This window comes from Klebsiella sp. D5A, assembly GCF_001620885.1.
In the GTDB taxonomy this organism is placed as follows: domain Bacteria; phylum Pseudomonadota; class Gammaproteobacteria; order Enterobacterales; family Enterobacteriaceae; genus Klebsiella; species Klebsiella variicola.
On the sequence record NZ_LOAR01000010.1, the window covers coordinates 87,992 to 100,337 of the forward strand.

Annotated in this window: 11 protein-coding genes and 2 pseudogenes; 6 read left to right on the forward strand and 7 right to left on the reverse strand. The window is 58.8% G+C overall.

From position 1 onward, the window contains the following. Window positions 1-240: 240 nt before the first annotated feature. The 5 genes from AS136_RS16105 to AS136_RS16125 all read left to right on the forward strand — a co-directional run bounded on the left by AS136_RS16105 (window position 241) and on the right by AS136_RS16125 (window position 4,396). The gene (locus tag AS136_RS16105) at window positions 241-1,620 is read left to right on the forward strand and encodes a nucleobase:cation symporter-2 family protein (RefSeq protein WP_012968246.1); all 1,380 of its coding nucleotides are present in this window, start codon (window positions 241-243) and stop codon (window positions 1,618-1,620) included. Beyond that, a complete protein-coding gene (gene uraD / locus AS136_RS16110; RefSeq protein WP_008804922.1) occupies window positions 1,598-2,098 on the forward strand; it encodes a 2-oxo-4-hydroxy-4-carboxy-5-ureidoimidazoline decarboxylase in 501 nt (166 codons plus the stop codon). The genes AS136_RS16105 and uraD overlap by 23 nt, the downstream gene beginning before the upstream one ends. Next, window positions 2,095-2,421 (forward strand): hydroxyisourate hydrolase, encoded by a 327-nt coding sequence (uraH, locus tag AS136_RS16115; RefSeq protein ID WP_008804921.1) that lies wholly within the window; start codon window positions 2,095-2,097, stop codon window positions 2,419-2,421. Before uraD ends, uraH begins: the two co-directional genes overlap by 4 nt. Window positions 2,422-2,807: 386 nt before the next feature. Then, window positions 2,808-3,074, forward strand: a complete 267-nt coding sequence (gene hipB / locus AS136_RS16120; protein ID WP_008804920.1) for a type II toxin-antitoxin system antitoxin HipB — start codon at window positions 2,808-2,810, stop codon at window positions 3,072-3,074. Beyond that, window positions 3,074-4,396, forward strand: coding sequence for a type II toxin-antitoxin system HipA family toxin (locus AS136_RS16125; RefSeq protein ID WP_012968244.1), 1,323 nt, complete (start codon window positions 3,074-3,076; stop codon window positions 4,394-4,396). Before hipB ends, AS136_RS16125 begins: the two co-directional genes overlap by 1 nt. 16 nt (window positions 4,397-4,412) lie before the next feature. On the opposite strand, the gene AS136_RS16130 is transcribed toward AS136_RS16125, so the two are convergent. The 5 genes and pseudogenes from AS136_RS16130 to AS136_RS16150 form a co-directional block, all read right to left on the reverse strand. After that, complete coding sequence (locus tag AS136_RS16130) at window positions 4,413-5,705, reverse strand: glycoside hydrolase family 10-like protein (protein WP_012968243.1); 1,293 nt, start codon at window positions 5,703-5,705, stop codon at window positions 4,413-4,415. Window positions 5,706-5,837: 132 nt separating this feature from the next. Next, a pseudogene (locus AS136_RS16135) lies at window positions 5,838-6,842 on the reverse strand (fimbrial protein). After that, window positions 6,830-9,331: a fimbria/pilus outer membrane usher protein gene (locus AS136_RS16140; protein ID WP_023322605.1), complete on the reverse strand. Its 2,502-nt coding sequence runs from the start codon at window positions 9,329-9,331 to the stop codon at window positions 6,830-6,832. Before AS136_RS16140 ends, AS136_RS16135 begins: the two are co-directional and overlap by 13 nt. Window positions 9,332-9,346: 15 nt before the next feature. After that, a pseudogene (locus tag AS136_RS16145) lies at window positions 9,347-10,042 on the reverse strand (fimbrial biogenesis chaperone). 77 nt (window positions 10,043-10,119) lie between these two features. Beyond that, on the reverse strand, window positions 10,120-10,683 hold the full coding sequence (locus tag AS136_RS16150) for a fimbrial protein (RefSeq protein WP_008804914.1): 564 nt from the start codon (window positions 10,681-10,683) through the stop codon (window positions 10,120-10,122). A 445-nt stretch (window positions 10,684-11,128) separates the two neighbouring features. Between AS136_RS16150 and AS136_RS26965 the strand changes: the two genes are divergently transcribed. Continuing rightward, on the forward strand, window positions 11,129-11,416 hold the full coding sequence (locus AS136_RS26965; RefSeq protein WP_008804913.1) for a type 1 fimbrial protein: 288 nt from the start codon (window positions 11,129-11,131) through the stop codon (window positions 11,414-11,416). A 159-nt stretch (window positions 11,417-11,575) separates the two neighbouring features. On the opposite strand, the gene AS136_RS16155 is transcribed toward AS136_RS26965, so the two are convergent. Further along, window positions 11,576-11,782, reverse strand: coding sequence for a helix-turn-helix domain-containing protein (locus tag AS136_RS16155; RefSeq protein WP_004205917.1), 207 nt, complete (start codon window positions 11,780-11,782; stop codon window positions 11,576-11,578). 2 nt (window positions 11,783-11,784) lie between these two features. Next, a complete protein-coding gene (locus AS136_RS16160; RefSeq protein ID WP_004205916.1) occupies window positions 11,785-12,318 on the reverse strand; it encodes a DUF2975 domain-containing protein in 534 nt (177 codons plus the stop codon). Between the last annotated feature and the right edge of the window lie 28 nt (window positions 12,319-12,346).

The window sequence follows — 12,346 nt, forward strand, 5'->3', positions numbered from 1 at the left end:
GCACCGCATTGGTGCAATGTGACGTATTGGTTGCCTTTTTATGAATCAAAAGTTTCTTAATATTGCATCAGGAATCTATCGTTTCAGCGTGCTGATTTTCAGCGGTGCGGGGGTATACGTTAACAGAGTAATGTAAGCTAATGATTTTGCAGCATTAATGAAATTTTCTGGTCGCTTTTGTCGTCTCTGGCCTGCTTTGTGCACTAGCCCATGCACTTCTCTTTGCTATGGGATTACACCATGTCTGACGAACATCACAGTGGCTTGCTTTACGGCCTTGAACAGCGGATCCCACCGCTTCCGGCCTTTTTCAGCGCTCTCCAGCATGTGCTGGCGGGCCTGGTGGGGATCATCACGCCGCCGCTGATTATCGGCGCGACCCTCGGGCTTGGCGACTGGCTGCCGTATCTCATCAGTATGTCGCTGCTGGCCTCGGGCATTGGCACCTTTCTGCAGTCCAATCGGGTATGGGGCGTTGGCGCCGGGATGATCTGCATGCAGGGCACCAGCTTCGCCTTCCTCGGCGTGACGGTGGCCGGAGGGATGTGGGTAAAAGCGCAGGGCGGCGGGCCGCAGGATATGATGGCGATGCTGTTTGGCGTTAACTTTGTCGCCGCTCTGGTGCCGGTGATTGTCAGCCGTTTTATTGAGCCGCTGAAAAAAATCTTTACCCCCATTATCACCGGCAGCGTGATTGCGCTGATCGGCATCAGTCTGATCAAAGTCAGCGTCATCAACTGGTGCGGTGGGGAAAAGGCCGAGGATTTCGCCAGCATGAGCAATATCGCGCTCGGGGCGGGCACCCTCGGGGTTATCGTCCTGCTGAGTTGCGCCAAAAACCGCTGGCTGCGGCTCTCCTCGGTGGTGGTGGGTATTGCCGTGGGCTGCGTCGCGGCAGGGCTGAGCGGTCAGTTCCATCTTCACAGCCTGGGCGACACTCTGTTTCGCCTGCCGACGCTGTTTCCGTTCGGCTTTCAGTTTAACAGCGCGATATTTCTGCCGGTCGCCCTGGTGTCGCTGGTTTGTATTCTGGAGGCGGTGGGCGATCTGACGGCCAACTCGCTGATTTCGCAACAGTCTATTGATGATCACGCTTTTCGTAACCGGCTGAAGGGCGGTATCCTGGCGGACGGCGTCAGCTGTATGGTGGCCGCCATGCTCTGTGCTTTTCCGAACACCACCTTCGCGCAGAACAACGGCGTGATCCAGATGACCGGGGTGGCCAGCCGCTATGTCGGACGCTACATTGGCGTGATTCTGATCCTGCTTGGACTGTTTCCCCCGGTGGGCGAACTGCTGCGGCAGATCCCGGCGCCGGTGCTGGGGGGCGCCACGATGGTGATGTTTGGCTGTGTAGTGGCGGCCGGGATCCGGATTATTACCCAGACCCCGCTGAGCCGTCGCGATGTGCTGATTGTGGGGCTGGCGTTTGGTGCTGGCCTTGGCGTGGAGTCAGTGCCGGCGTTTCTCAGCCATTTTCCGCCGATGGTCGGCGATCTGTTCGGTTCGGCGGCCACCAGCGGTGGGCTGGTAGCGATAGCGCTGAACCTTATTCTGCCGCAGGAGCAGGCGGCGACGAAAACGATAAGGAGTCAGGATGATCGCGCTGAGTCAGTTTAACGGCCTGAGTAAAGATGAGGCAGTGGGGCTGCTGGCCCCCTGCGTGGCGATCCCGGCCTGGGGCGAGACGCTGGTGAACTTGCGACCTTTTGCCAGCCGTCATGCGCTACTGCAGACCGCCCGTGAGGCGATGGATTACTGGGGAGAGGACGAGCTGAACGCGGCGCTCAGCGCCCATCCGCGGATCGGTGAAAAGCCGACCGGCGGCCAGGCGCACGCGGCGCTGTCGCGCCAGGAGCAGTCGGCGGTGGACAGCGAGAATGAGCGGCTCGCGCAGGCCCTGCAGGAGGGCAATGCCCGCTACGAGGCCCGTTTTGGCCGGGTGTTTTTAATCCGCGCCAAAGGGCGCAGCGGCGAAGCGATTTTACAGGCGCTGACGCGCCGACTGCAGCATACCGCCGACGAAGAAGTGACTGAGGCGCTTGCCCAGCTGCGAGAGATTACGATGTTAAGACTGGAAGGAGTGATTGGCGAATGAGTACCCTGAGCACCCATATTCTGGATATTTCCACCGGCAGGCCGGCGGAAGGCGTGACGGTCAGCCTGAGTCGGGAGGGCGAGACGCTGGTGACCCTGGTGACCAACGCCCAGGGGCGTATCGCCACCTTTAGCGCCGCACCGCTGCCGGCGGGGAGCTATTGCTTAACGGCGGAAACCGGGGCGTGGTTTGCCCGCGCCGGGCGGGAGAGCGTCTTTACCCGGGCGCAGATTGATTTTGTTATCGGCGAGGCGGCAGATGACCATTTCCATCTGCCGTTTCTCATCGCCCCGGGCGGGTGGTCGACCTACCGCGGCAGCTAAACCCGGCTGCCCGATGCCGGGCGGCGCTGCGTTTGCCCGGCCTGGATCGTTACGGCGCGGGCAGAGACAGCTCGTAGGCCCGGTAAGGCGCAGCCGCCACCGGGCATTAATCCGGCAACAGAGCCGGATGCCCATTGCCGGGCGGCGCTGCACTTGCCCGACCTGGATCGTTACGGAGCGGACAGAGACAGCTCGTAGGCCCGGTAAGGCGCAGCCGCCACCGGGCATGTAAAGGTGTTTCCGGCCACCATCCTTCCTGTTTTATCCCCACTCAAGGATAATCACCCACCTATCCCCACCAGGGGATAATCTTGACATTATCCCCTGCAGGGTATAAAACCAAATTTATCCCGATAGGGGGATAAATGATGGTGAGGAACAAGGCGATGAATTCCCCGCAGATATACAGTCCCGTGCAGCTGGCCAATTATCTGAAGCTGCTGCGCCAGCAGAACCACTGGACCCAGGATGCGCTGGCCAGGCGGATCGGCATTAAGCAGGCCACACTGTCCAATTTTGAAAATCACCCCGACAAAACCACCTTAACCACGCTGTTTAAGATCCTCCAGTCGCTAGGGGTGGTGATGACGCTGAACGCCAAAGCCACAGAGACGGCGCCGGCTCCCGATAACAACACGGACCTTGACTGGTAATGGCGACGCTTACCACCTGGATGAACAATGTGCGCGTGGGCACCTTAACCCGCCAGGCTAACGGGGCGCACAGTTTTCGCTATGACGAAGAGTGGCTGCGCAGCCCGCGCGCCAGACCGCTCTCCCTCTCGCTGCCGCTGCAGTATGGCAATATCACCGCCGACGCGGTGTATCACTATTTTGATAACCTGCTACCCGACAGCCCGCAGGTCCGCGATCGGATCGTCAGGCGCTATCAGGCGCGCTCGAAGCAGCCGTTCGATCTGCTGGCCGAAGTGGGACGGGATAGCGTAGGGGCGGTGACTCTGCTACCGCCGGGAGAAGAGGCGCACCTCGAGGGGTTGCGCTGGCAGACGCTGGACGAGGCGCAGCTCACCGCTTTGCTGACCGCCTACCAGTCGGATATCCCTCTCGGGATGATTACCGGCCAGGATGATTTCCGTATCTCGGTGGCCGGCGCCCAGGAGAAAACGGCGCTGCTGCGGATGGGCGGGCACTGGTGTATTCCGCAGGGCACCACGCCGACCACGCATATCATTAAACTGCCCATCGGCGAGATAAAGCAGCCTAATGCGACGCTGGATCTGCGTGAAAGCGTGGATAACGAGTTTCTGTGCCTGGCGCTGGCCAGGGAACTGGGCCTGGCGGTGCCGGAGGCAGAGATTATCACCACGCCGCGGATCCGCGCGCTGGCGGTGACCCGCTTTGACCGGCGCTGGGCGCAGGAGGGACGGGTGCTGCTGCGTCTGCCGCAGGAGGATCTGTGTCAGGCCTTTGGCATCCCGTCGTCGATGAAATATGAATCTGACGGCGGGCCGGGTATTGCGGCAATCATGGCCTTTCTGCTGGGCTCCAGTGAAGCCCTGAAAGATCGCGCAGACTTTATGAAATTCATGGTCTTTCAGTGGCTGGTTGGGGCAACGGACGGGCATGCGAAGAACTTCTCGCTCTTTTTGCTGCCCGGTGGCAGCTACCGTCTAACGCCGTTCTACGACATCATTTCGGCGTTTCCGGTGCTGGGAGGTACGGGACTGCATCTGCGCGACCTGAAGCTGTCGATGGGGCTCAATGCCACAAAAGGGCGGAAAACAGAGATTAACGCCATCTATCCGCGTCATTTTCTGGCAACCGCCAAAGCGGTGAACTTTCCTGGGGAGCTGATGCTGGCGATCCTCCAGGAGTTTGCCGGGCATGTGCCGCAGGCAATCGAAAGCGCTCGCCGGACGCTGCCGGCGGACTTTTCCACCCACGTCTGGCGGGCCATTACGGAAAATATGCTGAAGCTGCACGCCCGCCTGCAGCAAGGGCTGCAGGCGTTATAGCGAAGCCGGCTGGCGGTTAGCTCTGCGGTTGCCCCCAGCGGCTGCGCAGATAGTTGACCGCCTGCCGGGTTTGCGGCTGATTGAGATTGTTTTCGCGGAACAGGATCGTGCCCTGGATCTGCGGCAGAGTTTCATTGAGGTCGAGCTGCTTTTTCAGCTCCGGCACGCCGCCATCCACCGTCCAGTCAGGCTCATTTTTGGACGGCTCACCCACTTTGTACAGCGCCACGCCGATATACAGCCGGGTATGCGTCGGCTTAACCACCTCGGCCCACCAGTTGGCCAGCACATCATAGCGCGCGGCATCGCGGGCAAACGGCCAGTAGATCTGCGGGGCGATGTAGTCGAGCAGTCCCTGCTGCACCCAGCTGCGGGTATCGGCATAGGACTCATCATAGGCGGCCGCGCCACGGGTATCCGACCCCGCCGGATCGTGCGAGCGGTTGCGCCACACCCCGGCCGGGCTCACGCCAAACTCGACGTTCGGATTGAGCTTTTTGATAGTAGTGGAAACCTGGGCAATGAGCTGCTGGGTGTTATGCCGGCGCCAGTCGCCCTTCGAGGCGTAACCCTGTCCGTAACGGCGGAAGGTTTCATTGTCGTTAAGCGGTGAAGAGGCGGTTTCGGTGTAGAAATAGTCGTCGAACTGCACGCCGTCAATCGGGTAGTTCTGCACCACTTCAGCGACGATGCTGGTGATCCAGTCCCGTGCTTCGGGAATGCCCGGGTCGAGGACAAAGCGATCGCTGGCGGTGCGGATCCAGTTACGGTGCAGGACGAACACGCTGGCCGGCACCTGCGTGAGGGTGTTATTCAGCTCGGCAACGGTCGACGGTTTGGTGTTAACTGAGACACGATAGGGGTTAAACCATGCGTGAACCTTCATACCGCGCTTGTGCGCTTCATCCAGCATAAACTGCAGCGGATCGTAGCCGGGGTATTCGCCGATTTTGCCGGTCAGCATATCGGACCACGGCAGAATGTCCGACCGCCAGAGCGCCGTGCCGTCGGGTTTCACCTGGAAAAAGACGGTGTTGATACCCAGGCGCTGCAGGTTATCGAGTTTGGCGATCAGCGCCAGCTTCTGCTGCGTGATGCGGCTTTCCGGCGTGCTGGCGATAATCGACCCGACCGGCGGCCAGTCAAGGCGCGACACGGTGGTGAGCCACACGCCGCGTACCGGCTCCCGGTGCGTCTGGCTGGCTTTGACGGCGGTAGTGTTCGGTGTCGTGACAAGGGATTTAGGGGCCTTACTGGTGCAGCTGAACAGCATGCCCACGGCAATGACGGCCGCACCGGCCAGCGCCACTTTGCTGGCTAAGGGGAATCGACGAGAATGGCTGATGATGAACTCCCGTGTAATCAGATCGTCGCGTGTAGCGGCTATTCTCTTACGATTCGTGGGTCAGAGCAATTCCTTCATCCGTCGGTTCGCCATCGCCTAGTCATAATGTAAGGTATAGGTCGCGACGGCCGACACCTGACCGGCGGTGATCCGGGGACGGGTCTGGTAGTAGCGGGCCGTGAGCGGCAGGATAAACCGGCCCGCACTCGCGCTGCCCAGCGTCATCTCATGATTCAGGGAAACCGGCTGGCGATGGTAAAGCAGTTGCACACCGATACCCTGCGCCCGATCGTCCGTGGCGTCATTGCGCAGAACGCCATGCCCCCGGGCGGTGAGGGGCTCCGCGCCGTCAACACGCAGGGAAATAGTCACAGCGCTGTTGCAATCCAGTTGCAGCGCGAAAGGCGTGTCGCCGGTGGTTTTGCCGACGCCGCCGAAGTGGTCAAGCATCGCGGCGGGCAGCTTAATCAGCGCTGGCGTGGCGTCATTCACGGAACATCCCGCGGTGTTGACCCTGCCGCTTAAGTCTAACGCGGCCAGCGGGGTATGCTCTGCCATTAAAAAGTGCTCGCTGTGATACTCAAGCTCGCCCGGTGTCGCCGCGGGACCGGTTTTAATAAGCTCAATCGTCAGGCGGAAATAGCCCAGTTTCCACACCGCATCAGGCAATATGGCCGGATTGTTCACCCGTTGGCTAAACGGCGAGGGCGTCGGCCGGTCAGGAAAACCGCCATAGCCGCCGATAGCGCGCAGCGATACGCGAACGCCAATGCCGGCGAGATTGGTTTGATAAACCGTCGGTCGCGTCACTCCCCCGGACAGCAAACTGTTCAGCTGTAGCGGCGACAGCCCATGCGGGTCGTCCGCGCAGCGGATCCACTGTTCGCCGCCGTCGCTAAGGTGGTTCCAGGCGAAACTTTTGTGATACAGCGGGGTGCCCGGTCTGGCGTCAGCCGGCACGGTGAGTTGCCCTACGTTCAGCCGAAGGGTGGTGGCCTAGCCGCGGACAAACACCGGCGTACAGGCCCATCCGCTGGCGGGGGGTAACAGGGCGAGTAACAGCGTCAGGGTGGCCCGACGCAGGAGAGTTAAAAAGGACATGTTAACGTCTGCTGTAAAATGAGTGGATGGGGTGTCTGCGCCAGCGTCGGGGTGAGATCGTAGCGGGCAGTACAGTGCTGCTGAGGGCCTGGCCCCCATTGTGCATACAGGGTGCCTTTCGGCGCCAGGCCGGCGAGGTACACCTGACCCTCGCTGGCAACGATGCTGCTGATGTCTTTGGCGCGCACTTCGCTGCCAAAGGGCAGCGGTTGTCCCTGCGACTGCAGCGTAAACAGCGCCTTATAACCAACGTGGGTGTGAAAACGCGCCAGCACCACCGCGTCCTTAGTGGGAACCCGCGTCACGGTGCTGTTGGCCAGATCCACATTCTCCGGCAGCGAGTGGCTGTCGAGGGCGACGTCGTTGCGGTGATAGGCGGTAGCGAAGGGCAGCACGGCATATCCATCGCGATTGGTGGCGATGGTTCTCTGGTTGGCGAGGGTCACACCGCCGGCGCCACCGGCGTCAATCAGAACGACAGCGCCATTCATTTCCGGCGTAAAGACCACCCCGTGGCGGTGAATCAGGATACCTCCGCTGGCGCCGTAGTTCAGGCGAGTGGCCTGCGAGTCACGGCTGTAGCCGATATTCAGATCGCCTCTTCCACTGCTGTAGCTGGCCGTCAGGCTGCCGCTGTGCCCGTTTTGCTGATCGAGGGTTTGGCTGACGGCGTAGCTGAGCGCGTGATTATCCAGCATGGTGCCATTGAGACTGACCATCTGACTGTCGGCGCTGTGGCGGGAGGAGGTCAGGGTATAGCCGGCATAGCTCCCCGGTAGCAGGTGGCTCAGTGCTACTGAAAGTGACAACGTCACCACTTTATCGGAATGCGGCTCGTCATTCTCCTCTTCTCCGTCGCTACTGTGCGCATCGCTGTAGCTGAGCGACCACGCGATACCGTAAACCTGGCTGCTGATCCCCATATTGGCGGTACGCTGTGGGGCGCCCCCTGACCAGTAGCTGTCCTGGTCGAGACTCAGATAGAGGGTGATATCGTACGGCAGGCTCTGGCTGGCGGTGATTTGCAGGGTCGTTTTTTTGTTGTCGTTATCCCGCGAGTCGGCGTCGGGATCCGGGCTGGAATACGCCTCGCTCAGCGTGGCATAGCGCTGATGCGAATAACGCCAGCCGGTGAAGGTGAATTGCGTGCCAAGACGTTCAAAACCTTTGCTGTACTGGAGCTGCCAGGCCCGGCCATCGATCGGATCCTGCTGGTGCTGGTCGCAGGCGTTTAACAGCTGCAGCGAGAGCGCCCCGGCATCACCCAGCCCCTGTCCCGCGCCGAACGAGAGGTTATGGTATTGCGCCGCGCTCTGCAGTCCGCCAAACAGCGTCAGGTTGTGGGCGAACCCGCGCATCAGCGACAACTGCATCATCAACGGCCGCTGGCTGCCATCGTCGCTATGATAGCGCCCGGCGACCAGGTTGTATTTCAGGCTGCCTTCGCGTTGCATGATGGTGACCGATGCATACGGCTGGGTGAAGCGGCGGATTTCGCCATCCGACTCTTTGACGGCAACCTCAAGATTGCCGCTACTGGCGGTGGGATAAAGATCGTCAATCACGAACGCGCCAGGGGTGACGTAGGTTTGATACAGCACGTAGCCATTTTGCCGAACCGTGACCTGGGCGTTAGTTCTGGCTATCCCACGGATGGTCGGGGCAAAACCTTTCTGCGAGTCCGGGAGCATCGCATCGCTGGAGGCGAGGGCAATTCCCTGAAACTGTACCGCGTCGAACACATCGCCCGACGTGAAGGTATCCCCGAGCGTCAGTTCACTCCGCCAGCGCGTCAGATCGCGTTCAAGCCAGGCGCCGCTGGTGGTCCAGTGGGGCTTATCGTCGCTGTTGGCGGTCAGGCTGTTGCTGGCGCGCAGGCGCCAGGCGCCGGCGTTCACGCCACTTTTCAACATCAAATAGTTATCGCGCTCAGTGTTGCCCTCGCGGGTACGCTGGCTGGCGCCTGAATAGCGGTAATTGCTCTGAAAGGCGCTGATACCTTCATCCCACAGCGCAGAAGGAACATTATCCCTCGCCTGGCGCGTCATCAGCGCCTGGGGAAGGGTCATTGCCAGCCGCTGATGGGCAAAATCGAAATTGACCGTACTGCCCGGCAACAGCGTGGCGAGTTCGGGACATGAGCGGGAGGTTGCGCCGGACGCCTGGGATAGCACGGCCGGATTAACACCGGCCTGCAGCAGATCTTCCGGCTTAAGGCAGGGCGTCAGCTGCCCGCGGTCATTCTGGCGAAACGTGATGGTCTTACGGGCATCCAGGGTGACGCCGTTGACCTGCCAGCTGACCGGATAGTCGCCAGGCGGCTGGCTCGTTTGCTGATTGAAGCGCTGCAGATCCACCGCCGGCAAATGGTCGTTTTTTTCCAGCAGATCCATATTAAAGGTCGCCTGGGCGTGCAAGGGCGCGCTCTGTCCGCCCAGCAGGATGGAGAGGCTGACGACGGTAACGGTATGAGCCGGGCCGTGGCGCATCGCAACATCAGGCTTTTAGTGCGCCGAAACGGGAGCGCTAAACGTCTGCACAGCGCCAAAATCATCCAAAATGTGCCAGCTCACCTGGCGGATGCAGGCCTCGCCGGGCAGGGCTTACTCTTCACGGCTGTGAGGGGCAATCACGCTGTGCTCAAGCGGTGTTTTCTGGTTCTGGCCCGCGCAGGTGAGCGTGGTGATAGTCACATAATAGGGGGAGGTATTCTCCCCCTGCAGGTGGTTGCCACTGACGTGCCAGCGCAGGTGCTGCGCCGCGTCGAGCGCCGAGCCGGGGAGTCCTGCCGGGCGATAAATGAGCTTAAGTTGATTCTTAATAGCAAATTGCAGAATGTTCTCGCCAGCCGGCGCGGTATTGGCAGGAATCACTTTGATATTCAGGGTGAACAAACTTTCCCGATCGTTTGGCAGTTGCGCCGAGGTTAATAACACGCGCAAATCGTTGCTGTCTCCAGCATCCAGACGGAACAATGGCGGGGTGACGATAAACGGTGATTTATTATTATCAGCCAGATCGTCTACCCAGCTCTGAATAAGTACCGGATCGTGAGGATTGGTGTTTTTTACCGTGATGTCGGCCTCATGACTTTGTTCATTATAAATGACACGCGTGCCGGCAATGGCAACCCCGGCAGCAGACGCCAGGAGCGGACAAAAGAGAAGGCTCAGGAAAAAAGCCATTTTATAACACTGCATAATTGAGGATCCGGTCACGAGGAATGAAAATAAGGGCAGGGGATGCTGCCCTCGGTAAAAGCGGCAATCAGCACATTCTATTCATATACAATATCAATATTGGCCGTGGCATTAATATTGCCGGCGGTGACATCCAGGGAGGAATCGCTCTTCAGATCGGCAATAAAATTAAAGGCAATATCACCGTTTTCGTCGGCTTGCGAAACCGCCGTTTTGCTCTGCTTGTCAAAGGTCAACTGAGTGCCTTCCGTTGAGCCGTCAGGGGAAGAGAAGACTTCAATGCCCACGCCTTTGGCGGTATCCGCGGCGTCGGAGAGCGCCAGCACGGCGGCGCTGGTGCCGTTAGCATTGGTGTCCGGGGTACCCTCCAGGCTAATACTGATATTCTGCGCCAGCGGGCAGCCGGTCAGGTTGATGGTAAACGGTGTTTCTGCGGTTTTCGCTTCATGTGATTTCAGCGCCGACATATCGACGTTGCCAAAATCGACATTCACATCGCCACCGTTGTTGGCGATCTGGCACGACTCGTTAATAATTTTACCGGTGAAATTCAGTGTGCCCGCCGCGCGGGCGGGGATCACAGTAGCCAGACTGAAGGCCAGCAGTGAACCCACAACCAGCAGGGTGCCTTTTTCTTTCATACTCAAACCTTATTAAATAATCACAAGTTAATTAAATCGTTTAACATTTTTAAAGCATGTTTTTTATTTCTGTTCACAAAAAACGGTAAGCATCACTAATGTATCTTGCCGTCGGGGGCGGGATTATACGGAGAACGTCGTAAAGGCCCATGGATAAGGTGTGTTAAGCTGTAACAATCTTTATTTTTTGGTGTAAGTATAATCTCATTTAATATTGTAATTGGGTTCTATATACAGAATGTATTATTTCCCGGGAACGCCTGTTTTGGCAAAGTTCTGGCAAAAAATTGCTGTTATTCCCGGCAGTTGACCGGAGAGGGCAGAATAATCGTTTACGCTGCCGCTATTTTGCCGTAGCGTGAAGATCGCGGCAGGAAGCCGCAGGTTGGATGGCACAGAACGATTCTGTGCCGCGCAGTGTCACTCGCTATCAAGGAAGATTGCTATGTCTCCGCTCCGTCTCGCTCTAATATGTCTGTGTCTGGCGCCGTTGGCGTCGTCTGCTGCGCTCTCCGGTCAGGTTCATTTTTCGGGACGTGTCATCAATCCGGCCTGTCTTATCGCGCCGCAGCGCAATCGTATCGATGTTTCGTGCCAGCACCGTTCACCGGAACAGGTCGCCTTGACAGACAACCCCCCTCGCTATGCCATGCCGGATGATCGCGGTGAGGTCAGTCTCCACTGGCGAAATGCACAGCACAGTGAAGCGGATGTCATTATTCGCTATCGCTAAGGTAAGAAAAACGCGGTGAAGGGTAAGCGGATGCAGGACGTAAAGGGTAACGCGGTGGGCGGTTTAAGCGCGCGTCAGCAGTGACTACTGGGGTGACGTGCACGTAGAGTACATTTCATGAAAACAATCCTTGCCGTCGTCCGACAGCAGAGTATCGCCTCAGTCGGGTTCCCAGGCGAGGATATCACCGGGCTGACATTCCAGCGCCTCGCAGATGCGGGACAGGGTATCAAAACGGATGCCTTTGACTTTTCCCGACTTGAGCAGCGACAGGTTCTGTTCGGTAATGCCTACAAAGGCCGCCAGCGCCCTGGACGTCATCTTTTTTTCCACCAGCAGTTTGTCCAGATTCACCACCACAGCCATCGTTAAATAAACTCCTTATTCTCTTCTTCAGCACGGATCCCGTGGAGCATGGCGTGAAATGTCACAAACAGCAAGCTTCCTGTCAGAAGCAGCACCCCGTCGCTGAGCAGAAACACCACCTGATAATAAGGCTGCGGCCACCAGGCGAGCAGCGGGATCAGAAAGCGGCACACCGGCAACAGGATCCCCATGCCCACCATGGCCAGAGCGATGTAACGAACGCTGTGCGCCAGGGAGAGGCTGAGCACGCTGCGCTGGCGGACGCTACGGGTTACCTTCATGCCCTGCCAGATAGCGAACGCGAACAGCCCGGCCGGAAGATACAGCAGGGCCAGCAGCAGCAAACGTCTCGCCATCCCCGGCGCCTGGGCCGGGTTGTCGGTTAACGGCACTTCAGCAAAGTGCAGCAGGGTGGAAAGAAAATATCGTTCGCCGGTAAAGAAAATCCACAGCGGCACGATCAGGGCGAGCATAAAAAAGAGGGGCAGTATGCCGCTAATAATAGCCAGACTCAGCCGGGTTCTGGATTGCTTCACAATTTACCTTCCTGATTGATGAGAATAA

Excerpts from the sequence above, each read along its gene's own strand:
- AS136_RS16105 (WP_012968246.1), top strand. The coding sequence starts at position 241 with ATGTCTGACGAACATCACAGTGGCTTGCTTTACGGCCTTGAACAGCGG.
- uraD (WP_008804922.1), top strand. The coding sequence starts at position 1,598 with ATGATCGCGCTGAGTCAGTTTAACGGCCTGAGTAAAGATGAGGCAGTG.
- uraH (WP_008804921.1), top strand. The coding sequence starts at position 2,095 with ATGAGTACCCTGAGCACCCATATTCTGGATATTTCCACCGGCAGGCCG.
- hipB (WP_008804920.1), top strand. The coding sequence starts at position 2,808 with ATGAATTCCCCGCAGATATACAGTCCCGTGCAGCTGGCCAATTATCTG.
- AS136_RS16125 (WP_012968244.1), top strand. The coding sequence starts at position 3,074 with ATGGCGACGCTTACCACCTGGATGAACAATGTGCGCGTGGGCACCTTA.
- AS136_RS16140 (WP_023322605.1), bottom strand. The coding sequence starts at position 9,331 with ATGCGCCACGGCCCGGCTCATACCGTTACCGTCGTCAGCCTCTCCATC.
- AS136_RS16150 (WP_008804914.1), bottom strand. The coding sequence starts at position 10,683 with ATGAAAGAAAAAGGCACCCTGCTGGTTGTGGGTTCACTGCTGGCCTTC.
- AS136_RS26965 (WP_008804913.1), top strand. The coding sequence starts at position 11,129 with ATGTCTCCGCTCCGTCTCGCTCTAATATGTCTGTGTCTGGCGCCGTTG.
- AS136_RS16155 (WP_004205917.1), bottom strand. The coding sequence starts at position 11,782 with ATGGCTGTGGTGGTGAATCTGGACAAACTGCTGGTGGAAAAAAAGATG.